The sequence below is a fragment of the Streptomyces sp. SID12488 genome (assembly GCF_010548275.1).
Classification (GTDB): Bacteria; Actinomycetota; Actinomycetes; order Streptomycetales; family Streptomycetaceae; genus Streptomyces.
This window is the reverse complement of record NZ_JAAGLT010000009.1, coordinates 138,814-161,377: the sequence shown is the minus strand read 5'-3', so window position 1 is coordinate 161,377 and position 22,564 is coordinate 138,814. Positions and strand designations below refer to the sequence as shown.

General features: G+C 69.8%; 21 protein-coding genes. 12 read left to right on the top strand and 9 right to left on the bottom strand.

Annotated elements, in window-relative coordinates:
• The first annotated feature begins 72 nt into the window (after window positions 1-72).
• The 7 genes from G3I56_RS16960 (at window position 73) to galK (ending at window position 10,124) form a co-directional block, all read left to right on the top strand.
• Window positions 73-1,878, top strand: coding sequence for an ABC-F family ATP-binding cassette domain-containing protein (locus G3I56_RS16960; protein WP_164409813.1), 1,806 nt, complete (start codon window positions 73-75; stop codon window positions 1,876-1,878).
• 262 nt (window positions 1,879-2,140) lie between these two features.
• Window positions 2,141-3,928: a PQQ-binding-like beta-propeller repeat protein gene (locus tag G3I56_RS16955; RefSeq protein WP_164409812.1), complete on the top strand. Its 1,788-nt coding sequence runs from the start codon at window positions 2,141-2,143 to the stop codon at window positions 3,926-3,928.
• A gap of 67 nt (window positions 3,929-3,995) precedes the next feature.
• Window positions 3,996-5,633: a PQQ-binding-like beta-propeller repeat protein gene (locus tag G3I56_RS16950; RefSeq protein WP_164409811.1), complete on the top strand. Its 1,638-nt coding sequence runs from the start codon at window positions 3,996-3,998 to the stop codon at window positions 5,631-5,633.
• A gap of 262 nt (window positions 5,634-5,895) precedes the next feature.
• Complete coding sequence (locus tag G3I56_RS16945; RefSeq protein WP_164409810.1) at window positions 5,896-6,612, top strand: LuxR C-terminal-related transcriptional regulator; 717 nt, start codon at window positions 5,896-5,898, stop codon at window positions 6,610-6,612.
• A gap of 217 nt (window positions 6,613-6,829) precedes the next feature.
• A complete protein-coding gene (galT, locus tag G3I56_RS16940) occupies window positions 6,830-7,891 on the top strand; it encodes a galactose-1-phosphate uridylyltransferase (RefSeq protein ID WP_164409809.1) in 1,062 nt (353 codons plus the stop codon).
• A complete protein-coding gene (gene galE / locus G3I56_RS16935; protein ID WP_164409808.1) occupies window positions 7,888-8,850 on the top strand; it encodes a UDP-glucose 4-epimerase GalE in 963 nt (320 codons plus the stop codon). Before galT ends, galE begins: the two co-directional genes overlap by 4 nt.
• A 101-nt stretch (window positions 8,851-8,951) precedes the next feature.
• Window positions 8,952-10,124 carry a galactokinase gene (gene galK / locus G3I56_RS16930; protein WP_164409807.1) on the top strand — a complete coding sequence of 391 codons (1,173 nt, stop codon included), beginning with the start codon at window positions 8,952-8,954 and terminating at the stop codon, window positions 10,122-10,124.
• Between the two features lie 126 nt (window positions 10,125-10,250).
• Here the strand turns inward: galK and G3I56_RS16925 are convergent, their stop codons facing one another.
• Window positions 10,251-10,616 (bottom strand): SgcJ/EcaC family oxidoreductase, encoded by a 366-nt coding sequence (locus tag G3I56_RS16925; RefSeq protein ID WP_164409806.1) that lies wholly within the window; start codon window positions 10,614-10,616, stop codon window positions 10,251-10,253.
• A gap of 105 nt (window positions 10,617-10,721) precedes the next feature.
• On the opposite strand from G3I56_RS16925, the gene G3I56_RS16920 reads away from it, so the two are divergent.
• Window positions 10,722-11,660, top strand: a complete 939-nt coding sequence (locus tag G3I56_RS16920; protein ID WP_164409805.1) for a LysR family transcriptional regulator — start codon at window positions 10,722-10,724, stop codon at window positions 11,658-11,660.
• 152 nt (window positions 11,661-11,812) lie between these two features.
• Here the strand turns inward: G3I56_RS16920 and G3I56_RS16915 are convergent, their stop codons facing one another.
• Window positions 11,813-12,277, bottom strand: a complete 465-nt coding sequence (locus G3I56_RS16915; RefSeq protein WP_203690023.1) for an N-acetyltransferase — start codon at window positions 12,275-12,277, stop codon at window positions 11,813-11,815.
• A 297-nt stretch (window positions 12,278-12,574) separates the two neighbouring features.
• Here G3I56_RS16915 and G3I56_RS16910 point away from each other — a divergent pair, with 297 nt between their 5' ends.
• Window positions 12,575-13,348 carry a response regulator transcription factor gene (locus tag G3I56_RS16910; RefSeq protein WP_164409803.1) on the top strand — a complete coding sequence of 258 codons (774 nt, stop codon included), beginning with the start codon at window positions 12,575-12,577 and terminating at the stop codon, window positions 13,346-13,348.
• 64 nt (window positions 13,349-13,412) lie between these two features.
• On the opposite strand, the gene G3I56_RS16905 is transcribed toward G3I56_RS16910, so the two are convergent.
• Window positions 13,413-13,910 (bottom strand): MarR family transcriptional regulator, encoded by a 498-nt coding sequence (locus G3I56_RS16905; RefSeq protein ID WP_164318744.1) that lies wholly within the window; start codon window positions 13,908-13,910, stop codon window positions 13,413-13,415.
• A gap of 157 nt (window positions 13,911-14,067) precedes the next feature.
• Between G3I56_RS16905 and G3I56_RS16900 the strand changes: the two genes are divergently transcribed.
• Window positions 14,068-14,922 carry a trans-aconitate 2-methyltransferase gene (locus G3I56_RS16900; RefSeq protein WP_164409802.1) on the top strand — a complete coding sequence of 285 codons (855 nt, stop codon included), beginning with the start codon at window positions 14,068-14,070 and terminating at the stop codon, window positions 14,920-14,922.
• Window positions 14,919-15,311, top strand: a complete 393-nt coding sequence (locus G3I56_RS16895; RefSeq protein ID WP_164409801.1) for a VOC family protein — start codon at window positions 14,919-14,921, stop codon at window positions 15,309-15,311. Before G3I56_RS16900 ends, G3I56_RS16895 begins: the two co-directional genes overlap by 4 nt.
• Here the strand turns inward: G3I56_RS16895 and G3I56_RS16890 are convergent.
• From G3I56_RS16890 to G3I56_RS16880, 3 genes are read right to left on the bottom strand one after another with little or no spacing between them, the layout of a single operon-like run.
• Window positions 15,301-15,549: a type II toxin-antitoxin system prevent-host-death family antitoxin gene (locus G3I56_RS16890; RefSeq protein WP_164409800.1), complete on the bottom strand. Its 249-nt coding sequence runs from the start codon at window positions 15,547-15,549 to the stop codon at window positions 15,301-15,303. The genes G3I56_RS16895 and G3I56_RS16890 overlap by 11 nt on opposite strands.
• A 57-nt stretch (window positions 15,550-15,606) precedes the next feature.
• The gene (locus tag G3I56_RS16885; protein ID WP_164409799.1) at window positions 15,607-16,284 is read right to left on the bottom strand and encodes a TetR/AcrR family transcriptional regulator; all 678 of its coding nucleotides are present in this window, start codon (window positions 16,282-16,284) and stop codon (window positions 15,607-15,609) included.
• Complete coding sequence (locus G3I56_RS16880; protein WP_164409798.1) at window positions 16,281-17,294, bottom strand: fatty acid desaturase; 1,014 nt, start codon at window positions 17,292-17,294, stop codon at window positions 16,281-16,283. Before G3I56_RS16880 ends, G3I56_RS16885 begins: the two co-directional genes overlap by 4 nt.
• A 322-nt stretch (window positions 17,295-17,616) precedes the next feature.
• Between G3I56_RS16880 and ppc the strand changes: the two genes are divergently transcribed.
• On the top strand, window positions 17,617-20,367 hold the full coding sequence (gene ppc / locus G3I56_RS16875) for a phosphoenolpyruvate carboxylase (protein ID WP_164409797.1): 2,751 nt from the start codon (window positions 17,617-17,619) through the stop codon (window positions 20,365-20,367).
• A gap of 121 nt (window positions 20,368-20,488) precedes the next feature.
• On the opposite strand, the gene G3I56_RS16870 is transcribed toward ppc, so the two are convergent.
• From G3I56_RS16870 to G3I56_RS16860, 3 genes are all read right to left on the bottom strand, one after another.
• Window positions 20,489-21,007, bottom strand: a complete 519-nt coding sequence (locus tag G3I56_RS16870) for a hypothetical protein (protein WP_164409796.1) — start codon at window positions 21,005-21,007, stop codon at window positions 20,489-20,491.
• Between the two features lie 111 nt (window positions 21,008-21,118).
• On the bottom strand, window positions 21,119-21,721 hold the full coding sequence (pth, locus tag G3I56_RS16865) for an aminoacyl-tRNA hydrolase (RefSeq protein ID WP_164409795.1): 603 nt from the start codon (window positions 21,719-21,721) through the stop codon (window positions 21,119-21,121).
• Between the two features lie 106 nt (window positions 21,722-21,827).
• Entirely contained in the window at window positions 21,828-22,412 is a 585-nt protein-coding gene (locus G3I56_RS16860) for a 50S ribosomal protein L25/general stress protein Ctc (RefSeq protein WP_164409794.1), read from the bottom strand.
• Window positions 22,413-22,564: the final 152 nt, after the last annotated feature.

Below are 22,564 nucleotides of genomic sequence, written 5' to 3'. Positions count from 1 at the left end.
GAATCCGCCCGCCAACCGAACCCACCCCGCCCATTACCCTGGAAGGTCGACCCACCCCACCTCAGGAGCAAAATGGCCGTCAACCTCGTCAATGTCGAGAACGTCAGCAAGGTGTACGGGACCCGTGCCCTGCTCGACGGGATCTCGCTCGGGGTGTCCGAGGGGGACCGGATCGGGGTCGTGGGTCGTAATGGCGACGGCAAGACCACCCTCATCCGGATGCTCGCCAAGCTGGAGGAGGCCGACACCGGGCGTGTCACCCACTCCGGCGGGCTGCGCCTGGGCGTCCTCACCCAGCACGACTCCCTCGACCCCACCGCCACCGTCCGCCACGAGGTCATCCGGGACATGGCGGACCACGAGTGGGCCGGCAACTCCAAGATCAGGGACGTGCTCACCGGGCTCTTCGGCGGACTCGACCTCCCCGGGTTCCCGCAGGGCCTCGACACCGTCATCGCGCCCCTCTCCGGTGGTGAGCGGCGCCGGATCGCGCTCGCCAAGCTGCTCATCGACGATCCAGACCTGATCGTTCTCGACGAGCCCACCAACCACCTCGACGTCGAGGGCATCTCCTGGCTCGCCCGGCATCTGCGCGAGCGCCGCTCCGCGCTCGTCTGCGTCACCCACGACCGGTGGTTCCTCGACCAGGTCTGCACCAGCATGTGGGACGTGCAGAAGGGCGCTGTGTACGAGTACGAGGGCGGCTACACCGACTACGTCTTCGCCCGCGCCGAACGCGAGCGCATCGCCGCGACCGAGGAGGTCAAGCGGCAGAACCTCGTCCGCAAGGAGCTGGCCTGGCTGCGGCGCGGGGCGCCCGCCCGTACGTCGAAGCCGCGCTTCCGCGTCGAGGCCGCCAACGAGCTGATCGCCGACGTACCGCCGCCCCGGGACAGCAGCGAGTTGATGAAGTTCGCCTCGACCCGGCTCGGCAAGACCGTGTTCGACCTCGAGGACGTGACCGTGCAGGCCGGGCCCAAGGTGCTCCTCAAGCACCTCACCTGGCAGCTCGGCCCCGGTGACCGCATCGGCCTCGTCGGGGTGAACGGCGCCGGCAAGACCTCCCTCCTGCGTGCCATGGCCGACGCCTCCCGCAGCGGGGGCGAGACACAGCCCGTCGCCGGACGGGTCGCCGTGGGCAAGACCGTCAAGCTGGCCTATCTCTCCCAGGAGGTCGCCGAGCTCGACCCGACCCTGCGGGTGCTGGAGGCCGTCCAGCAGATCCGGGACCGCGTCGACCTCGGCAAGGGGCGCGAGCTCACCGCCGGGCAGCTGTGCGAGACGTTCGGGTTCGGGAAGGAGAAGCAGTGGACCCCGGTCGGAGACCTCAGCGGTGGTGAGCGGCGGCGGCTGCAGATCCTGCGTCTCCTCATGGACGAGCCCAACGTCCTCTTCCTCGACGAGCCCACCAACGACCTCGACATCGAGACCCTCACCCAGCTGGAGGACCTGCTGGACAGCTGGCCCGGCTCCATGGTCGTGATCTCCCACGACCGGTTCTTCATCGAGCGGACCACCGACCGTGTCTTCGCCCTCCTCGGCGACGCCACCCTCCGCATGCTGCCGCGCGGCATCGACGAGTACCTGGAGCGCCGCAAGCGGATGGAGGAGGTCGCCGCGGCGGCCGTACCGGTTCCCGCCGCCAAGGCCGTCACGGAGAAGAGCGCCGCCGACTCCCGGGCCGCCAAGAAGGAACTCCAGAAGATCGAGCGGCAGTTGGGCAAGATGTCCGATCGCGAGACCAAGCTGCACGCCCAGATCGCCGACAACGCCACCGACTTCGGGAAGGTCGCCGAACTCGACGCCGAGCTGCGCGAACTCGTCCGCGAACGCGACGAGTTGGAAATGCGGTGGCTGGAACTCGCGGACGAGGCATAGCCGCGCACAGCCGAAGGCGTACGAACCGTGAAACTCGCAGACATGGCGTGAAGAGCGAGTGAACGTGCATAACGGCGGCATCACGGGCCGGTTCGCCCTTGGGAACAGAGGTGGCCAGGGGCGGATACAGTCCGGTCAGGGGCGGCCACGGAGTGGTAGAAAGAGCCCTCTGAGACTCCCTGAGTACCTCTCCGAGTGCGTCCGCGCACCGTTCGCGTATCTCAGGGCGTGGCTAAAAATCAGCTGAAGGGGGAACGCGCTGATGACCCAGCCGCCCAGCCAACCGCCCCAGGGGCCGCCCGCGGGCGGCTTCGGCCCACCGCCACAGACCCCACAAGGAGCGCCGCAGGGATCCCCGTACGGGGCTTCGCCGTACGGGACTCCGCCGCCCCTGCCGCCGGCTCCGCCCACGCCCCAGCCGGGGTACGGCTATCCGCAGCAGCCCGGCCCCTACGCCCAACCGGGCCCGTACGGAGCCCAGTCCGGCCCCTACGCCCAGCAACCCCCGGCGTACGGGGCGGCGCCCACCCCCGGCTACGGCTATCCCGGCCAGCAGCCCCCTCAGTTCCCCGGCGCCCCCGTACCCCCGCCGCCGCCATCCCGTAACCCCTTCAAGGGGCGGCCCGCGATGCTGCTCGGGGCGGCCGTCGCCGCGCTGCTCGTCATCGGGGGCACGGTGTACGCCGTGACCAGCGGCGGTGGCGACGACGACAAGCCCGCGGCCGGCGGCGGTCAGGCCGGCCCCGACCTCTCCGCGCCCGCCTCCGGCCCGGCCGACGCCGGTGAGGGCAGCGACGACACCGGCGGCGGCACTGCCGGCGCGGACCCCGGCAACCTCAACGAGGGGCGCAAGGCCGGGGAGTCGAAGGTGCTCTGGTACAAGGAAGCGCCGGACGCGCCCGCCTCCGGCGCCGACGCCGACGGCATGTGGATCACCGACAAGGTGGCCGTGAAGACGGCCTACAAGGAGGTGTTCGCGTACCGCGTCGGAGACGGGGACACGGCCTGGGGGCCGATCACCTTCCCGCAGAAGATCTGCGCCGTCACTCCGCAGAAGTCGGCCGACGACAAGATCGTGGTCGCCTATATGAGCGGCGCCAGCGAGCGCGCCAAGTGCAACAAGCTCCAGGTGCTCGACCTGAACACGGGTGCGAAGGGCTGGAGCGGCGAGGTCGCCGACGGGGCGCTGTTCGACAGCGCGCTCAGCGTCGAGCTGACGCTCACCGGGACGACCCTGATGGTCGGGCGCTCGCAGTCCGGCACGGCGTACGACCTGAACACCGGCGCCAAGCTGTTCGACAAGGTGAAGTACGGGGCCGCCTGCTTCCCCGCCGCCTTCGCGGGCGGCGCCAAGCTGATCGTCGTGTCGTCCTGCGGGGCGTCCACCTCCACCGAGCACGACGAGGTGCAGGAGCTGGACCCGAAGTCGGGTGCGGTCCGCTGGACCCGGCCCATTCCGAAGGGCTGGGCGGTCGGGCGTACGTACTCCGTCGATCCTGTCGTCCTCTATCTCACCAACGCGGACAAGAAGTCGTGGAACATCTCCACGCTCAAGGCCGACGGCAGCTTCCGTTCCGAGGTCGCCGTCGACGAGTCCTTCGCGCCCGTGTGCGGCTGGGCGATCCTCGAACGCGATCTCCAGGGCTGCCAGGGCGTGGCCACCGACGCCGGGACCCTCTATCTGCCGACCAAGGCGACCAGTGGCGCCAACGAGATCGTGGCGATCGACCTGGCCACCGGCAAGGAGAAGTGGCGCACCAAGTCCCCGGCCGACGAATCGATGCTGCCGCTGAAGGTCGAGAGCGGCGCGCTCATCGCCTACGTGGAGCCGTCGTACGACGCCGGCGGCCAGATCGTGTCGATCCCCGTCACCGGCAGCACCCACACCCCGAAGACGCTGCTGAAGAACCCGGAGGCAGCCGCCGACGTCGAGAACGGCTTCTACTCCAGGGCGTTCGACTGGGTCGACGGCCGCTTCTATCTCTCCACCACCCGGCTGAGCGGCAGGGACGAGCAGAAGGAGAAGCTGATGCTCGCCTATGGCAAGTGAGGCGCCCTCTCCCTCTTCGTCTCCCCGTCCCCCTCTCCTCCCTCTCCGCTCCCGAGGTACCCACGTCATGACCCAGCCGCCGCCCCCGCCCAACCAGCCCCCTCAGCCTCCCCCCGGCTACGGCTATCCCCAGGCCGGCCCGAACCCGTACGCCCAGCAGCCCCAGCCGCCGCAGGGTCCTCCCGGTTACGGCTACCCGCAGCAGCAGCCCGCCTATCCGACTCAACCTCCCACCCCCAAAAGGAAGTTGAACGCGCAGGCGGTCATCATCGTCTCGGCCGTAGCCGCGATCGCGTTGATCATCGGCGGCGGTGTCTGGTACTCCTCCTCTTCCAGGGACGGTCAGGCCGACGCGAAGAGCGGCGACAAGAACAGCACCGCCGGCACCACCGAGGGGACCGGCACCACAGAGGGAACCGGTGGTAGCGGCAGTAGCGGAGGCACGGACAAGGCGCCCGCGAACACGGCCTCCAAGGTCCTCTTCCAGGTCCCCGAGCCCGCCGTCGGTGCCGACGAGAGCAGCGTCACCGTCGTCGGGTCCTGGCTCACCGACACGGTGTACGCCAAGAGCGGCAACGCCGAGATCGTCGGGTACGACCCCGTCAAGGGCACCAAGCTCTGGACGGTCCCGCTGCCCGGCCCGGTGTGCGCGGCGAGCCGCCACACCACCGCCGACCACAAGACCGCCATCCTGTACGAGCCCGCGAAGCCGACCAAGGACAAGCCCTACAACGGCTGCAGCCAGGTCGCGGCGATCGACCTGGACGCGGGCAAGGAGCTGTGGACCCGGACGGTCAAGTCCGGCGACCAGTCGATCAACTTCGCCAACGTGACGATCAGCGCGAACACGGTCGCCGTCGGCAGCACCAGCGGTGGCGCCGCCTTCGACATCACCGGCAAGTCCCTGTGGGCCCCGAAGCCGACCGACTCCTGCTACGACGCGGGCTACGGCGGCGGCGAGAAGCTGGTCGCGGTGCGCAAGTGCGGCGCGTACGACGCGCGGCAGCTGAAGATCCAGACCATCGACCCGGTCTCCGGCAAGGTGCTCTCCGAGTACGCGATGGCCAAGGGCATCGAGGACGCCAGCGTCGTGTCGACGAACCCGCTGGTCGTGGCCGCCGACATCAACCGCTCCGCGGGCGACGGCAGCGGCATCTCGGACTTCTTCTCCATCGACAACAGGACCGGGCAACTGCGTACGAAGATCTCGGCGCCCGGCGACAGGTACGCCGCCAAGTGCGAGGGCATCACCAGGATCGAGTACTGCACCAAGCTGGCCGTCGGCAACGACCGGCTGTACCTCCCCACCGAGAACCACGACGGCACCGGCGAGTACAGCAAGACCAACGAGATCGTCGCCTTCGACCTCGCCACCGGCAAGCTGGACGGTCAGCGCGCCGACGCGGGCGACGGCTACACGATCTCCCCGCTGACCATGGACGACGGCAACGTGATCGCGTACAAGAGCCCGCCCTACGACAAGGGCGGCCAGGTCGTCAGCATCGACGGCGGCTCCTTCGCGCAGACGAAGCTGATGGAGAACCCGGCGACGAAGACGGTGCGCGACGTCGAGTCCAGCATGCAGCCCGAGTACGCCGAGCTCGTCTACGCCGACGGCCGCTTCTACATGTCCCAGGTGTACGCCCGCAAGCCCTCCAGCACGGGGGAGAGCAGGTACCTGGTGATCGCGTACGGCACGAAGTGAACACGATCGACTGATCAACGACCGCTGTGTTGACGGCCCCGTCCCTGCTCAGGGGCGGGGCCGTGCACGTACTACTCATCACCCTCGAATGAGAGGATTTTCCGCGATCCGGGGCACTTCTCTCCAGTAGGGGAAGCGCAACGTCGAACAAGCGTGTAGCTTCCGGGGTCATGAGGAGCGGGGGGAGCCGGGGGGCTCCCGTCCGTGGGGACCAATGGACATCCAGAAGGGACAACCATTGGGGGGACTGGGGGGTGGCTCGATGGGAGTGCGGCTGATGGTGGTCGACGACCACCGACTGCTCGCCGAGGCGCTTGCCTCGGCGTTGAAGCTGCGCGGACACCGTGTTCTCGCCGCGGCGGCGCCCGCCGCGGGCGCGGCGGAACTGGTGATCACGCGCGCGCCGGAGGTGTGCCTGCTGGGCACGGCGACCCCGGCCGAGCCGGGCATGTTCGACCCGGTGGTGCGGATCAAGCGTGAGCGTCCGCAGGTGGCGGTCGTGGTGCTGGGCCCGGTGCCCAGCCCGCGCGGCATCGCAGCCGCCTTCGCCGCGGGAGCTTCCGGGTACGTACGTCACGACGAGCGCATAGAGGGCGTCGAGCGAGCCATCATGAAGGCCAGGGCGGGCGAGGTGGCGGTCGCTCCGGCACTGCTCCAGGGCGCGTTCAGTGAACTGCTCAACCCCGCCGCCCAGCCCGACGACGAGGGTCAGCGCCTCCTCCAGATGCTCACCCCGAGAGAGGTCGAGGTCCTGGTCCGGGTCGCCGACGGCGAGGACACCCGGCTGATCGCGGCCGGCATGGGGATCGCGCCCAGCACTGCCCGTACGCACGTACAGCGGGTGCTGATGAAGCTGGGGGTGGGGTCCAGGCTGGAGGCGGCGGCCCTGGCGGCCCGTACGGGACTGCTGGACCGGGCGGGTCCGGTGCATCTGCACTCACCACCCTCACTGCCCTCACTACTGGAACCGGACTTCTGACCTCAAAAGACACCTCACTTTCCAGACCGCGGAGCCGGAGTTCCCGTGAACTCCGGCTCCGCTCACGTCTCATGGACTCCGCTCGCGGCTCGTCTAGCCATACCGATGGTTGTGGATTTATGATTTAATGTGTTCGGTTCTGTTTGAAGCTTGGCTCGCTTGTCTGGGCGGGTCCTGGCTTGTAATGGCTGGTTTGGGTACGGATGGAGAGTCCGGCGTGAAGAAGACCTCGACGAGGCTCGCCGACGGTCGTGAGCTCATCTACTACGACCTGAGCGACGACACAGTGCGCGACGCGGTGGACCGGCGCCCCCTGGAGCGCACGGTCACGACGTCACAGGTACGCCGGGACCCGCTCCTCGGCGACGAGGTGGCGATCGCCTCGCACCGCCAGGGCCGCATCTACCACCCGCCGGCCGACGAGTGCCCCCTCTGCCCGACCGAGGGCGACCGGCTGAGCGAGATCCCGGACTCGTCGTACGACGTGGTCGTCTTCGAGAACCGCTTCCCCTCCCTGGCCGGCGACTCCGGGCGCTGCGAGGTGGTCTGCTTCACCTCCGACCACAACTCGTCCTTCGCCGACCTCACCGAGGAGCAGACGCGACTGGTCCTGGAGGCGTGGACCGACCGGACGTTGGAGCTGTCCCACCTCCCCGCCGTCGAGCAGGTGTTCTGCTTCGAGAACCGGGGCGCCGAGATCGGCGTCACGCTCGGCCATCCGCACGGCCAGATCTACGCGTACCCCTTCACCACCCCCCGCACGGCCCTGATGCTCCGCTCGGTGGCCGCGCACAAGGAGGCGACGGACGGCGAGAACCTCTTCGACTCGATCGTGGAGAAGGAACTGGCGGGCGAGCGCCTCGTGCTGGCGACCGACCACTGGGTGGCCTTCGTGCCGTACGCCGCCCACTGGCCCTACGAGGTGCACCTGTACCCGCGTCGCCGCGTGCCGGACCTCCTCGCTCTCGACGAGGCGGCCCGCACAGAGTTCCCCAAGGTCTACCTGGAACTCTTGAGGCGCTTCGACCGGATCTTCGGTGAAGGTGAGCCACCGACGCCGTACATCGCGGCCTGGCACCAGGCGCCGTTCGGCACCCTGGAGGAGTTCGAGGGCGTCAACCGTGACGACTTCGGGCTCCACCTCGAGCTTTTCACCATTCGACGTACTTCCGGCAAGCTGAAGTTCCTCGCGGGCTCCGAGTCGGGGATGAGCGTGTTCATCAACGACATCCAGCCGGAATCCGCGGCCCAGCGACTGCGAGAGGTAGCGAGTTCATGAGCGGTAAGTACCTGGTCACCGGTGGTGCGGGCTATGTCGGCGGGGTGGTCGCCCAGCATCTGCTGGAGGCCGGCCACGAGGTCGTCGTCCTCGACAACCTCTCGACGGGCTTCCGGGAGGGCGTCCCGGCAGGTGCCACGTTCGTGGAGGGCGACATCAAGGATGCCGCCAAGTGGCTGGACCCCTCCTTCGACGGGGTGCTCCACTTCGCCGCCTCCTCCCAGGTCGGCGAGTCGGTCGTCAAGCCCGAGAAGTACTGGGACAACAACGTCGGCGGCTCGATGGCGCTGCTCACGGCGATGCGCGAGGCCGGCGTCCGCAAGCTGGTCTTCTCCTCGACCGCCGCGACATACGGCGAGCCGGAGACGACCCCGATCGTCGAGACGGCCCGCACCTCCCCGACGAACCCCTACGGCGCCTCCAAGCTGGCCGTCGACCACATGATCACGAGCGAGGCGACGGCCCACGGCCTCGCGGCGGTGTCGCTGCGCTACTTCAACGTGGCCGGCGCGTACGCCACCCAGGGCGAGCGCCACGACCCCGAGTCCCACCTGATCCCCCTCGTCCTCCAGGTCGCCCAGGGCAAGCGGGACGCGATCTCGGTCTACGGCGAGGACTACCCGACCCCGGACGGCACCTGCGTACGGGACTACATCCACGTCGCGGACCTGGCGGACGCCCACCTGCTGGCCCTCACGGCCGCGACAGCGGGCGAACACCTGATCTGCAACCTCGGCAACGGCGAGGGCTTCTCGGTCCGCGAGGTCGTCGAGACGGTACGCCGGGTCACCGGCCACCCGATCCCGGAGGTCGTGGCCCCGCGCAGGGGCGGCGACCCGGCGGTCCTGGTCGCCTCCGCCGACCGGGCCCGGACCCGCCTCGGCTGGAACCCGACCCGGTCCGACCTGGCCGGAATCGTCGCGGACGCGTGGGAGTTCGCGCAGCGGCACAGCAACTAGCAGGCACTGGCAGGTAGTAGCCAGTTAGCCAGTTAGGCAGTAGCGAGCAGTAAGGCCTGGCGGGCCTGAACGTACGAAACGAAAGGTCAGAGGTAGAGGGCATGTCGACTGTGGATGTCGCCGAGGCGTTCGAGGGTCTGTACGGGTCGGCGCCGGAGGGAGTGTGGGTGGCGCCCGGCCGGGTCAACCTGATCGGCGAGCACACCGACTACAACGACGGCTTCGTCATGCCCTTCGCCCTCCCGCACACGGCGGTGGCAGCGGTCTCCCGCCGCACGGACGGCGTCGTACGCCTGCACTCGTCGGACGTGGAGGGCGGCGTCACCGAGCTGCGGACAGGGGAGTTGACGCCCGAGTCGGACAAGAACTGGACGGCGTACCCGGCGGGTGTGATCTGGGCGCTCCAGGACGCGGGCCATGTGTCGGTCTCGGCCGGCGCGGACATCCACCTCACCTCGACGGTCCCGACGGGCGCGGGCCTGTCGTCGTCGGCGGCCCTGGAGGTAGTGGTCGCCCTGGCCCTGAACGACCTGTACGAACTGGGCCTGGAACGCTGGCAGTTGGCCCGCCTGTGCCAGCGCGCGGAGAACGTGTACGTGGGCGCCCCGACCGGCATCATGGACCAGACGGCGTCAGCGTGCTGCACTGCCGGGCACGCCCTCTTCCTGGACACCCGGGACCTCTCCCAGGACCAGATCCCCTTCGACCTGGCGGCCGAGGGCATGACCCTGCTGGTGGTGGACACCCAGGTCAAGCACTCCCACAGCGAGGGCGAGTACGGCAAGCGCCGGGCGGGCTGCGAACGGGGCGCGGAACTGCTGGACGTGAACGCGCTCCGGGATGTGGCGTACGAGGACCTGGACGCGGCGCTGGCCCGCCTGGCCGACGCGGGTGCGGACGAGGAAGTACGCCGCCTGGTACGGCACGTGGTGACGGAGGACCACCGAGTCGAACGGGTGGTGGAGTTGCTGAAGTCGGGCGGCGACACCCGCGCCATCGGCCCGATCCTGACCGAGGGCCACGCCTCCCTCCGCGACGACTTCCGGGTCTCCTGCCCGGAGCTGGACCTGGTCGTCGAGTCCGCGGTCGCCTCCGGCGCCCTGGGTGCCCGCATGACGGGCGGCGGCTTCGGCGGCTCGGCGATCGTCCTGGTCGAGGCGGAGGACGCGGACCGGGTCACCAAGGCGGTGGAGGAGGCCTTCGCCTCCGCCGGGTACACGGCACCCCGGGTGTTCGCGGCGGTGCCTTCGGCGGGGGCGCGGCGGGTGAAGTGATCCGGGGCCACCGGTCTGCTGACGGGGCCGGTGACTTGTGTGGTGGCGACGAGCACGGGCTTCTCGTGCGATCTCAGCGATGAACTGCTGCTGTCCGTCGGTCACTGGGTGGTTCCCCGTGACTGGTCAGCGGGCAGGAGGCGCGAACTCCGGCTGGTCGAGCAGCCGCAGCCAGCTGCCGTCGGGCTGGCGGCGGACGACCTGGGCCCGGGCGCCGGTTCCGTCCTTCGGTGGGGTCGAGGTGAGGGCGATGTCCCCGCTGACCAGCGTCGGCAGCGGCTGTTCCGGTTCGAAGTGGGGACGGTTGGCCAGCACCTTCTCCCACAGCGCGCGGATCGCCTCCCGGCCCACCGTCCGGTCGCCGGGCGGGTAGGCCATCACCGCGTCCTCTTCGTAGAGCGCTGCGACCCCGGCCGCGTCACCGGCGTTGGACCGTTCGACGAACAAGCGGGTGATGTCCTCGGGCCGCATGGCCTTCTCGTACTCCGGCACGGTTACCTCCTGGCGGTTCGTACGGCTTCGGTCTGCCTTCCAGCCTGGCCACCCGCCCATCAGAAGTCCAACAGATGGTTCTTCTGAAAACTAGAATCAGCAGTCATGGAACTGAGGCAGCTGGAGTACTTCGTCGCCGTCGCCGAAGAGGAGAACTTCACCAGGGCGGCCGAGCGGGTGCACATCAGCCAGTCCGGCGTCAGCGCCCAGATCCGTCGGCTGGAACACGAACTCGGCGCCGAGCTGTTCGACCGGTCGGCGCGCATCGCCACCCTCACCGTCGCGGGAAAGGCCGCGCTCGGACCCGCCCGTGCCGCGCTCGCCGCAGCCGAGGCGGTTGGACAGGCCGTGGGGGAGGTGACCGACCTGATCCGGGGCCATCTCACGGTCGGGATGGTCATCGGGTGCACTGTCACACCGCTCTTCGACGCCCTCGCCGCGTTTCACCGGGCACATCCCGGCGTCGAGATCTCACTCCTGGAGGACAACTCCGACCGGCTCGTCGAGAGGGTGCGCGCCGGCGCCGTAGACCTTGCTCTCATCGGTACCGCGACCGCCACCCCCGACGGGCTGGACGCGCTGACGATCATCAGCGAGCGGCTGGTCGTGGCGGTTCCGGCCGGGCATCCCCTGGCGGAACAGCGGCGGCGGGTCGCGCTGCGCGATCTGACCGCCCACCCCATTGTCTGCATGCCACCCGGCACCGGTCTGCGCGCGGTGTTCGATCGTGCCTGCGCCGCCCAGAGCATCCACCCCGCCATCGCGCTGCAGGCCGGCTCCGCGGACGCCATCGCCTACCTCGCCGCCCGCGGACTCGGTGTCGCCGTCCTCAGCGAGTCGATGGCGGCGAACCACCACGACCGGCTCACCGCCCGCACCATCGACGACGTCGAGACACCAGCGCTGCTCGCGCTGGTTTGGAAGAGCAGGCCCAGCCCCGCCCTGCGCGAGCTGCTCGTGCACAGCCGCCAGGCATTCACCAAGCCCGACGGCCACCCCGACGGTCACGGCGAACCCATGGGTCCACCACCGGGATCAGGCTGAACTCCCGATCACCACGGCACCCTTATTGGTGACGGCTCCGGATTCCGCTCCGGCATCCACCACGACCACCTGAAGCTCACCGCGCCCTACGGCATCGACGTCGACATCACCCTGGACGCGCTCAAGGAACTCTGAGTCTCACCAGCCGGCCTTCAGGCCCCTGGCAGCAACCGCTTCGTCAGCGTGTACTCCGTGACCCCCGGTGGATAGTCAGGGATCACGCACACCACCTCGTACCCCTGCTTGCGGTAGAAGTCCGGCGCCTGGAAGTCCCACGTCTCCAGGCGTGCGTTCGTGCACGCGCGCTCCTCGTGTGCCGTGCGCTCCGCTTCGGCGAGGAGACGGGAGCCCAGGCCGCTGCCCCGGTGGAGGGTGTCGACCCAGAGGTACGTCACGTGCAGCCAGGCCGTCCAGGTGTGCCCGACCAGGCCGCCTGCCAGGCTGCCGGCCTCGTCCAACGCCCATACGTGCAGCGGGAGTTCACGCTCCGCAGGGGTCCCGCGCAGGGCGCGCAGGACGGGCGAGGCCGCCGTGTTCGCATCGCGCAACCGCGACCGGAGCACGGAGAGCCATTCCTTGTCGATTTCTGTCTCAATACGAAACATGCGGCACACCATAAACGCCCTGGCCAATCAGTTCTGCGAATTGCCTTCCGCTCCTGCCTCCCAGCCGTACCCTGATGAACAGCATCGGTGGGGGCCGTTGCTGATCAGGGGGCGAGACAGTCGGGTTCGACACCCGGAGTGGGGGTAGCAGTCATCCCACGGCGGCGGCCGTGCGTCGGTGACTGCGACAGCCCCGTCCCAGGCCAGAAGCATCAGCCGGGGACTGCTCCGGGCGTCGTGTCCGCACGGGTTGTCCCCCCGACGATTGGGTGTCCCCAGCTCTTGAGGAGCTCGGGGAAGGGGGTTTCAGTGGTTCGCATCCGAGTCCTGGTCGTCGACGACCATCGCATCTTCGCCGAGTCGCTCGCCGCAGCACTGGCCGCGGAGCCCGACGTCGACGTCTCCGCCGCCGGCAGCGGTCCCGCCGCGCTGCGCAGTCTGGAGCGCGCGGTGGCCGAGGGCCGCCGGTTCGACGTCCTGCTCGTCGACTCCGACCTGGGCGGCAACGTGCCCGGAGCGCGTCCGGCGGTGCCCGTGCAGGAGGGCAACGCGGAGGGGCTGGTCGACGGCATCTCGCTGGTCGCGGGCGTCCGTACGGGACATCCGCACGTACGGATCATCGTCCTCGCCGAGAAGGACGACCCCCGTAGGGCCGCCCTCGCTCTGCAGGCGGGCGCCTCCGGGTGGGTCGCCAAGGACTGCTCGCTGTCGCGGCTGCTGACCGTCATACGGGGCGTGCTGCGCGACGAGACGCACCTCCCGCCCGCCCTGCTCACCGGTGTGCTGCGCGAGCTGACCGCCGCCCGCAAGCACCGCACCGAGAGCGAGCGGCTCGTCGAGTCGCTGACACCCAGGGAGCGGGAAGTCCTGCGGTGCATGGTCGCCGGGCTGGGCCGGAAAGCCGTCGCCGAACGGCTGTTCCTCTCCCCGCACACCGTGCGCACCCACATGCAGAACGTGCTGGGCAAGCTCGGCGTCCACTCCACACTCGCCGCCGTCGCACTCGCCCGGCGAGCCGGAGTCGGACCCGTCGACCTGGGACACGGTGGACGGATCACGGTGGAGGAGAGCAGCAGCGCCTGACCGGCACCCAGTACCTGACCGGCGGCAGCACCTGACCGGTCGGCGTATCTGTGTGTATCCGGTGTCAGCCGGGGATGTTGTCGAACGGTGCCGTCAACTGGCGCAGCAGTCCCGCGAGTTCGCCCCTCTGTGCCCGCGACAGCTCCGCCAGGATCGCGCGCTCCTGGTCCAGCAGGCCCGCGAGCGCCTGATCCGCCCTGTCCTGGCCCTCCGGCGTGAGCCGGACCAGCACCCCTCGCCGGTCGCTGGGGTCGGGGAGACGCTCCACCAGGCCCTTCTTGGTCAGCCGGTCGATACGGTTCGTCATCGTGCCCGAGGTGACCAGGGTCTGGGTGAGGAGCTGCCCGGGGGAGAGCTGGTACGGGTTCCCGGCGCGCCTCAGCGCGGTCAGGACGTCGAACTCCCAGGGCTCCAGGGCGTGCTCGGCGAACGCCAGCCTGCGCGCACGGTCCAGGTGCCGGGCCAGCCTGCTGACCCGGCTGAGCACTTCGAGTGGTTCCACGTCGAGGTCCGGGCGCTCCCGGCGCCACGCAGCGACCAGCCGATCGACCTCGTCCTCCATGGCGATCAGTGTAGTGGTTGTGTCGATGTGAAGTCTCTTGGCGTCAAGTCTCTTGACGTCGAGAGACTTTCTCGGTCAGGCTGGAGCCGCAAACGGCCCCGACAGGCCGACAGTCGACAGCGACGCCGGTGACCGCGACCCACAGGAGAGCCTCCACATGCCTGCCACCACCCCCGCCCCCACCTGGGACCCCGCCCAGTACCTCCACCACGCCGACCACCGCGCCCGCGCCTTCACCGACCTCATCGCCCGCGTCCCCGACCTCCCTGGGACCCCGCCCCGCATCGCGGACCTCGGCTGCGGCCCGGGCAACGTCACCGCCGTACTCGCCGACCGCTGGCCCACCGCGCACATCACCGGGTACGACAACTCCGCACCGATGCTGGAACGCGCGGCCCGGTACGCGGGCCCCACGCCGGGCGGCGGGCGCCTCGACTTCGCCCACGCGGACGCGACGGCGTGGGCGCCCGCGGAGTCCGGCGAGACGTACGACCTGATCGTCTCCAACGCCGCCCTCCAGTGGGTCGAGGGACACCTCGACGCGTTCCCGGCCTGGCTGGACGCGGTCGCACCCGGCGGGACCTTCGCCTTCCAGGTGCCGAACAACCTCGACGCTCCCCTGCACAGCCTCATGCGCCAACTGGGCACCGGCGCCCGCTGGAAGAGCCGCCTCGGCGAGGTGCTGCGCCACGACGACTCCGTCCACGCACCCCTCGTCTACCTCGACCGCCTCGCCCGGCTCGGCTGCGAGGCGGACGTGTGGGAGACGACGTATCTGCACGTCCTGCGGGGCGAGGACCCGGTGCTGGACTGGGTCAAGGGGACCGGCCTGCGCCCCGTCCTCACCGCCCTGGCGGACGACCCGGAGGCCCGGGACGCGTTCGTCACCGAGTATCGCGACCTGCTGCGCGCGGTGTACCCGACGGAGACGTACGGCACGGTGCTGCCCTTCCAACGGCTGTTCGCCGTGGCGCGGAAAGGTGGAACAGCGGCAGGGCGGGCTGAGCGGTGATCGCCGCCGTCGACCATGTGCAGCTGGCCGCGCCGGTCGGGGCGGAGGATGCCCTGCGGGCGTACTACGTCGGCATCCTCGGCATGACCGAGATCCCGAAGCCGCCGGCTCTGGCCGCGCGGGGCGGCTGCTGGTTCCAGGCGGGGCCGGTACAACTGCATCTCGGGGTGGAGGAGACCCCCGCCGGAGGCGGAAAATGTCGCTGCCGGGCGGCCAAGAAGGCCCACCCGGGCCTGCGGGTCGTCGGCATCGAGGCTTACGCCGAGCGGCTCGCCGCCGGTGGAGCGACGGTCACCTGGGACGGGAACCTGCCGGGACACCAGCGGTTCTACTCCTACGACCCGGTGGGGAACCGGCTGGAGTTCCTGGAGCCCGTCCCTACAGGCTGAGGCCCAGCATTCGCCGGACCTCGGCGTGCGGGATTCCCGGCCCGAGGGTGCCCTCGGCCTTGTGACGCTGGTAGTCGGCGACGGCCAGGGAGTCTTCGAGGTCCTCGATGACCTGCGGAGAGACCAGTAGCGCGGTCACCTGCCCGCCGTCGGTGAGGGCGATCGTCTCGCCGTCTGCCGCGCGGCGGACGAGTTCGTCAAGCTGGGAACCGGCCTCGCTGATCGCGATCTCAGTCATGCGTCCACGGTTCCACAAGGCGACCTCGCGGTCAGCCGAAGCACTCCGCAGTCACCCTCAAGCCTTCCGCCGCCCGATAAGCCGCGGCTTAGCCTCCAGCCCGTCCAGGCCGTGCCACGCCAGGTTCACCAGATGCGCCGCCACCTCCGCCTTCTTCGGGCGCCGCACGTCCAGCCACCACTGGCCGGTGAGCGCGACCATGCCGACCAGGGCCTGGGCGTACAGCGGGGCCAGCTTGGGGTCGAAGCCGCGGCGTTTGAACTCGCGGCCCAGGATGTCCTCGACCTGGGTGGCGATGTCCGAGATCAGGGACGCGAAGGAACCCGTCGACTGCGGGATGGGGGAGTCGCGGACCAGGATGCGGAAACCGTCCGTGTACTCCTCGATGTAGTCGAGGAGCGCGAAGGCCGCCTGCTCACACAGTTCGCGGGGATGGCCGGCCGTCAACGAGCTCGTCACCATGTCCAGCAGGCGCCGCATCTCACGGTCCACGACCACCGCGTACAGACCCTCCTTGCCGCCGAAGTGCTCGTACACCACCGGCTTGGAGACGCCGGCCTTGGCCGCGATCTCCTCCACCGACGTGGCCTCGAAGCCCTTCGTGGCGAACAGCGTGCGGCCGATCTCCAGCAACTGGGCCCGGCGCTCGGCACCCGTCATCCGGGTGCGGCGGGGGCGCCGCGGTTTCTCATTGCTGTCAGTGCTGCTGGAGTCGGTCGCCACGCCGTCAATCATGCCGCCTTCGCGGGCTCCTTCCGGCGCCGGGAGCCGTCCTGGTCCGTGTTTCGACGGGAATCGATACGCGAGCGTGACGGCCAGCGCACGTCAGAGGCCCAGCCGAGCTTCTCGAACCAGCGGATCAGTCGCGCCGAGGAGTCGACCTGCCCGCGCATCACACCATGCCGCGCCGACGTCGGGTCGGCATGGTGCAGGTTGTGCCAGGACTCGCCGCAGGAGAGCACGGCCAGCCACCACACGTTCCCCGAGCGGTCCCGCGACTTGAACGGACGCTTGCCCACCGCGTGGCAGATCGAGTTGATCGACCAGGTGACGTGATGGAGCAGGCAGACGCGGACCAACGAGCCCCAGAAGAAGCCCGTGAACGCGCCCCACCAGGACATCGTCACCAGGCCGCCGATCAGCGCGGGCAGCGCCAGCGACAGCATCGCCCACCAGATGAACTGACGGGAGATCGCCCGGATGTCCGGGTCCTTGATCAGGTCGGGGGCGTACTTGTCCTGCGGCGTCTGCTCCTCGTCGAACATCCACTCGATATGCGCCCACCACAGGCCCCGCATCAGCGCCGGAACCGTCTCCCCGAACCGCCACGGAGAATGCGGGTCGCCCTCCGCGTCCGAGAACTTGTGGTGCTTGCGATGGTCGGCCACCCACCGCACCAGCGGACCCTCCACCGCCATCGAACCGGCGATGGCGAGCGCGATCCGCAGCGGCCGTTTGGCCTTGAAGGCGCCGTGCGTGAAGTAGCGGTGGAAACCGATCGTGATGCCGTGACAGCCCAGGTAGTAGAAGAAGACGAGCAGGCCGAGGTCCAGCCAGCTGACCCCCCAGCCCCACGCCAGCGGCACCGCCGCCAGCACCGCGAGGAACGGGACGGTGATGAAGAGGAGAAGCGTGATCTGTTCGAGCGAACGCTTCTGTTCGCCACCCAGCGTGGCCGAGGGCGGTGAGGTGTCGTCGGGCGTCTTCCCGGCGTCTTCGATCGCGCCGGAAGGTGAGGTGGTCATGCGCGTCCCCTGGGGGGTGGTGGGTCTGGGTAGATGCCGGGTTCGGAATCCGAGGGCGCCCTTCGGATCCAGGCTCCCTACGGTTGCGTAACCTACGGCGTCGTAAGTATGTCAGCGCGTTGCCCGGCGGCAAGAGCCCAAAATTCTGCGCGTCCCCCTCGACACCTATCCTTGAGTCGGTCGGACAGCGCGGTCCGCTCCCATTTCTTCCCGGATGCCCAGCCCCTATGCCGCCCGACACCCGGTTCCGGGGCGGTCGAGCCGCCCGGACACCGGCCGGGTACCCACCCGCCGAGCCTCCACACTGCAAGGAGCCGCACCTGTGAGCAGTGCCGACGACCGTGGCCAGACCGACATGGCCGCCACGACGACCAGCAGTGAACTGCGCGCCGACATCCGACGCCTGGGAGACCTGCTCGGCGAGACCCTCGTCCGCCAGGAGGGCCCTGAGCTGCTCGAACTCGTGGAGAAGGTCCGCCGCCTGACCCGCGAGGACGGCGAGGCCGCCGCCGAGCTGCTGCGCGGCATCGAGCTGGAGACCGCCGCCAAGCTCGTCCGCGCCTTCTCCACCTACTTCCACCTCGCCAACGTCACCGAGCAGGTCCACCGAGGCCGCGAACTGCGCGCCAAGCGAGCCGCCGAGGGCAGCCTCCTCGCCCGCACCGCCGACCGCCTCAAGGACGCCGACCCCGACCATCTGCGCGCCACGGTCAAGAACCTCAACGTTCGCCCGGTCTTCACGGCCCACCCCACGGAAGCGGCCAGGCGCTCGGTCCTCAACAAGCTGCGCCGCATCGCCGCCCTGCTGGAGACCCCCGTCATCGAGGCGGACCGGCGCCGCTACGACACCCGTCTGGCCGAGAACATCGACCTCGTCTGGCAGACGGACGAACTGCGCGTCGTACGCCCCGAACCGGCCGACGAGGCCCGCAACGCCATCTACTACCTCGACGAACTGCACGCGGGCGCGGTCGGGGACGTGCTCGAGGACCTCACCGCCGAACTCGAACGCGTCGGGGTCAGGCTTCCCGACGACACCCGGCCCCTCACCTTCGGCACCTGGATCGGTGGCGACCGCGACGGCAACCCCAACGTGACCCCGCAGGTCACCTGGGACGTCCTGATCCTCCAGCACGAGCACGGCATCAACGACGCCCTGGAACTGATCGACGAGCTGCGCGGCTTCCTCTCCAACTCGATCCGCTACACGGGCGCCACCGAGGAACTCCTGGAGTCCCTCCGGGCCGACATCGAACTCCTGCCCGAAATCAGCCCCCGCTACAAGCGCCTCAACGCCGAAGAGCCCTACCGGCTCAAGGCCACCTGCATCCGCCAGAAGCTCGAGAACACCAAGCAGCGCCTGGCCAAGGGCACCCCGCACGCCCCCGGCCGCGACTACCTCGGCACCGGCCAGCTCCTCGCGGACCTGACCCTCATCCAGAGCTCCCTGCGCGAACACCGCGGCGGCCTCTTCGCCGACGGCCGCATGGACCGCACGATCCGCACCCTCGCCGCCTTCGGCCTCCAGCTCGCCACCATGGACGTACGCGAACACGCCGACGCCCACCACCACACCCTCGGCCAGCTCTTCGACCGCCTGGGCGAGGAGTCCTGGCGGTACGAGGACATGCCCCGCGAGTACCGCAACAAGCTCCTCGCCAAGGAACTGCGGTCCCGGAGGCCCCTGGCGCCCACCCCGGCACCCCTCGACGCGGCCGGCACCAAGACGCTCGGCGTGTTCGAGACCGTCAAGAAGGCCCTCGCCGTCTTCGGACCCGAGGTCATCGAGTCGTACATCATCTCGATGTGCCAGGGCTCCGACGACGTCTTCGCCGCCGCCGTGCTCGCTCGCGAGGCCGGACTCATCGACCTGCACGCCGGCTGGGCCAAGATCGGCATCGTGCCGCTCCTGGAGACCACCGACGAGCTCAAGGCCGCCGACACGATCCTCGAAGACATGCTCTCCGACCCCTCCTACCGCCGCCTCGTGGCACTCCGCGGCGACGTCCAGGAGGTCATGCTCGGGTACAGCGACTCCTCCAAGTTCGGCGGCATCACCACCTCCCAGTGGGAGATCCACCGCGCCCAGCGCCGCCTGCGCGACGTGGCACACCGCTACGGCGTCCGGCTGCGGCTTTTCCACGGCCGCGGCGGCACCGTCGGCCGCGGTGGCGGCCCCTCGCACGACGCGATCCTCGCGCAGCCCTGGGGCACCCTGGAGGGCGAGATCAAGGTGACCGAGCAGGGCGAGGTGATCTCCGACAAGTACCTGGTCCCCTCGCTCGCCCGCGAGAACCTCGAACTGACGGTCGCCGCCACCCTCCAGGCCTCCGCCCTGCACACCTCCCCCCGCCAGTCCGACGAGTCCCTCGCCCGCTGGGACGCGGCCATGGACCTCGTCTCCGACTCGGCCCACTCGGCCTACCGCAGGCTGGTGGAAGACCCGGACCTGCCGTCGTACTTCTTCGCCGCCACCCCCGTCGACCAGCTCGCCGACCTCCACCTCGGCTCACGCCCGTCCCGCCGCCCCGACTCCGGCGCCGGACTCGACGGCCTGCGCGCCATCCCCTGGGTCTTCGGCTGGACCCAGTCACGGCAGATCGTGCCGGGCTGGTTCGGCGTCGGCTCAGGCCTGAAGGCACTCAGGGAAGCCGGGCTGGACACGGTCCTGGACGAGATGCACGAGCAGTGGCACTTCTTCCGCAACTTCATCTCTAACGTCGAGATGACCCTCGCGAAGACCGACCTGCGCATCGCCCAGCACTACGTCGACACCCTCGTCCCCGACGACCTCAAGCACGTCTTCGACACCATCCGCGCCGAACACGAACTGACGGTCCGCGAAGTCCTCCGCATCACCGGCGAGAACAAGCTCCTCGACGCCAACCCGGTCCTCCAGCAGACCTTCACCATCCGCGACGCCTACCTGGACCCCATCTCCTACCTCCAGGTGACCCTGCTCAAGCGCCAGCGCGACGACGCGGCGGCGGGCGCCGACCCCGACCCGCTCCTCGCCCGCGCCCTGCTCCTCACGGTCAACGGAGTCGCGGCGGGCCTGCGCAACACCGGCTGAACCGGCCGAACCGGCCGAAAACCGACGCAAACAGTCGAGGGTGCCCTCGTACGCGGAAACACGTTCCACGCGTACGAGGGCACCCTCACGTCGTCCGCGACCCCACGTCTGCAACGTCCGCCTACAACGCCACCCAGGCCGCGGTCACCAGCGCCAGACCGCTCCCGGCCAGCGCCCAGCCGGTCCGCGTCAGCCCCAGCCCGCCCGCCACCACGACCGACGCGAGCAGCAGCGCCCCGCCCAGCGGCACCCACGCGTACAGGAAACCGGCCGGCCCCGACCGTACGACGTCACGGCTGCCGGGCTTCACGACCACGGTGTACGTCTCGCCCTCACTGACCCCGACCGACTGGTCCAGCACGACCCGGCCCCGAGCCGTCGACCCCACCGACACCGGCCGGTACGACCCCGTGCAGACACCGTCCTCGCACCCCGACACGGTCATCGTGCCCTGCTCGCGCCCCTTGCTGAGCATCACGTGCTGGGCCGACCCCCAGGACGCCCACACACCCGCGATCAGGATCAGCGCGGCGACCGTACCCATCACCGCGAACTGCCCGAGCCGCCCCAGACGCCCGAGCCGCAGTACGGCGGGGGCGGGCTTGCGCCGGTGGGCGGTGGCTGGCATGGCCGGGATCATTGGCCATGGTCGGGCGATCGGTCAACTCCTGCCCGACAAAGTCAGCAGTTGTACGCACGTATCCCGCGCCTCACCAGCGGCCCCCGGAGTCTCTCCGGAGTCTCTCCGGCCTCAGGAGTTGTACGCGGTCTGCGCCCGCTCCAGGCCCTCGGTCAGCAGGGACTCCACCGCGTCCGTCGCCCGGTCCACGAAGTAGTCCAGCTCCTTGCGCTCCGCCGACGAGAAGTCCTTCAGCACGAAATCCGCCACCTGCATCCGGCCCGGCGGACGCCCGATCCCGAACCGCACCCGGTGGTAGTCCGGGCCCATCGCCTTCGTCATCGACTTCAGACCGTTGTGGCCGTTGTCCCCGCCGCCCAGCTTCAGCCGCAGAACCCCGTAGTCGATGTCCAGCTCGTCGTGGACCGCCACGACACGGTCGAGCGGCACCTTGTAGAACTCGCGCAGCGCGTTCACCGGCCCGCCCGACAGGTTCATGTACGACGTCGGCTTGGCCAGAATCACCCGACGGCTCGCCGGTCCCGGCGGGCCGACACGCCCCTCGACGACCTGCGCCTGCGCCTTCCCGGCCCGCTTGAACTTCCCGCCGATCCGCCCCGCCAGCAGGTCGGCCACCATGAACCCCACGTTGTGCCGGTTCATCGCGTACTCCGGCCCGGGATTGCCGAGACCCACGATCAGCCAGGGGCCGCCCGCGTCGGTCGTCACGTCCATCTCTCCTTGATACGCGCCTTGGTACGGGACTTGATTCGGGCCTTGATACACGCCGACCGCCGCCCCTGGTGGGAACGGCGGCCGGCGGACCGGGACTCCGGGAAAGTCAGGCCTCGGTGGTCGCGGCCTCGCCGTCGGCGGGGGCTTCCTCCGCCTGGGCGGCCAGGACCTGGAGGACGACCGCGTCCTCGTCGATCACCAGCGTGGTGCCCTTGGGCAGCGGGATGTCCTTGGCGAGGATGGCGGCACCGGCCTCCAGGCCCGCGATGGACACGGTGACGGACTCGGGGATGTGCGTGGCCTCGGCCTCGACGGTCAGCGTGCTCAGCACGTGCTCGAGCAGGTAGGCGCCGGGGGCCAGGTCGCCCTCGGTGTGGACGTAGACCTCGACGGTGACCTTCTCGCCGCTCTTCACGGTGAGCAGGTCGACGTGCTCCAGGTAACCCTTCAGCGGGTCGCGCTGCACGGCCTTCGGGATCGCCAGCGCGGTGCGGCCCTCGATGTCCAGGGTGAGCAGGACGTTCGACTTGCGCAGGGCGAGCTGGAGCTCGTGGCCCGGCAGCGTGATGTGAACGGGCTCGGCACCGTGGCCGTAGACGACCGCGGGAACCTTGGCCTCGCGGCGGATGCGGCGGGCGGCGCCCTTGCCGAACTCGGTGCGGGTCTCGGCGGTGAGCTTTACCTCGGACATGCGTTTCACTCCTCGTACGGGTGAGAGACGGACAGGTCACCCGGCCACGAACGGCCTGCTACGAAGAGCGCGTCGATAACGGATCACCGGCCCGCGAACCACACGGGTACGGCCTCCCTCGCCGAGCAACTCCAACAGAGTACTCGGCAGGG

What these genes read in the sequence shown, in the direction of transcription:
- G3I56_RS16920 (WP_164409805.1), top strand. Translation starts at nt 10,722, where the DNA reads ATGGAACTGAGGCAGCTGGAGTACTTCGTCGCCGTCGCCGAAGAGGAG.
- G3I56_RS16950 (WP_164409811.1), top strand. Translation starts at nt 3,996, where the DNA reads ATGACCCAGCCGCCGCCCCCGCCCAACCAGCCCCCTCAGCCTCCCCCC.
- galK (WP_164409807.1), top strand. Translation starts at nt 8,952, where the DNA reads ATGTCGACTGTGGATGTCGCCGAGGCGTTCGAGGGTCTGTACGGGTCG.
- G3I56_RS16870 (WP_164409796.1), bottom strand. Translation starts at nt 21,007, where the DNA reads ATGATCCCGGCCATGCCAGCCACCGCCCACCGGCGCAAGCCCGCCCCC.
- G3I56_RS16955 (WP_164409812.1), top strand. Translation starts at nt 2,141, where the DNA reads ATGACCCAGCCGCCCAGCCAACCGCCCCAGGGGCCGCCCGCGGGCGGC.
- G3I56_RS16860 (WP_164409794.1), bottom strand. Translation starts at nt 22,412, where the DNA reads ATGTCCGAGGTAAAGCTCACCGCCGAGACCCGCACCGAGTTCGGCAAG.
- G3I56_RS16900 (WP_164409802.1), top strand. Translation starts at nt 14,068, where the DNA reads ATGCCTGCCACCACCCCCGCCCCCACCTGGGACCCCGCCCAGTACCTC.
- G3I56_RS16890 (WP_164409800.1), bottom strand. Translation starts at nt 15,549, where the DNA reads ATGACTGAGATCGCGATCAGCGAGGCCGGTTCCCAGCTTGACGAACTC.
- G3I56_RS16880 (WP_164409798.1), bottom strand. Translation starts at nt 17,294, where the DNA reads ATGACCACCTCACCTTCCGGCGCGATCGAAGACGCCGGGAAGACGCCC.
- G3I56_RS16960 (WP_164409813.1), top strand. Translation starts at nt 73, where the DNA reads ATGGCCGTCAACCTCGTCAATGTCGAGAACGTCAGCAAGGTGTACGGG.
- G3I56_RS16915 (WP_203690023.1), bottom strand. Translation starts at nt 12,277, where the DNA reads ATGGTGTGCCGCATGTTTCGTATTGAGACAGAAATCGACAAGGAATGG.
- galE (WP_164409808.1), top strand. Translation starts at nt 7,888, where the DNA reads ATGAGCGGTAAGTACCTGGTCACCGGTGGTGCGGGCTATGTCGGCGGG.
- pth (WP_164409795.1), bottom strand. Translation starts at nt 21,721, where the DNA reads ATGGACGTGACGACCGACGCGGGCGGCCCCTGGCTGATCGTGGGTCTC.
- G3I56_RS16885 (WP_164409799.1), bottom strand. Translation starts at nt 16,284, where the DNA reads ATGATTGACGGCGTGGCGACCGACTCCAGCAGCACTGACAGCAATGAG.
- G3I56_RS16905 (WP_164318744.1), bottom strand. Translation starts at nt 13,910, where the DNA reads ATGGAGGACGAGGTCGATCGGCTGGTCGCTGCGTGGCGCCGGGAGCGC.
- G3I56_RS16945 (WP_164409810.1), top strand. Translation starts at nt 5,896, where the DNA reads ATGGGAGTGCGGCTGATGGTGGTCGACGACCACCGACTGCTCGCCGAG.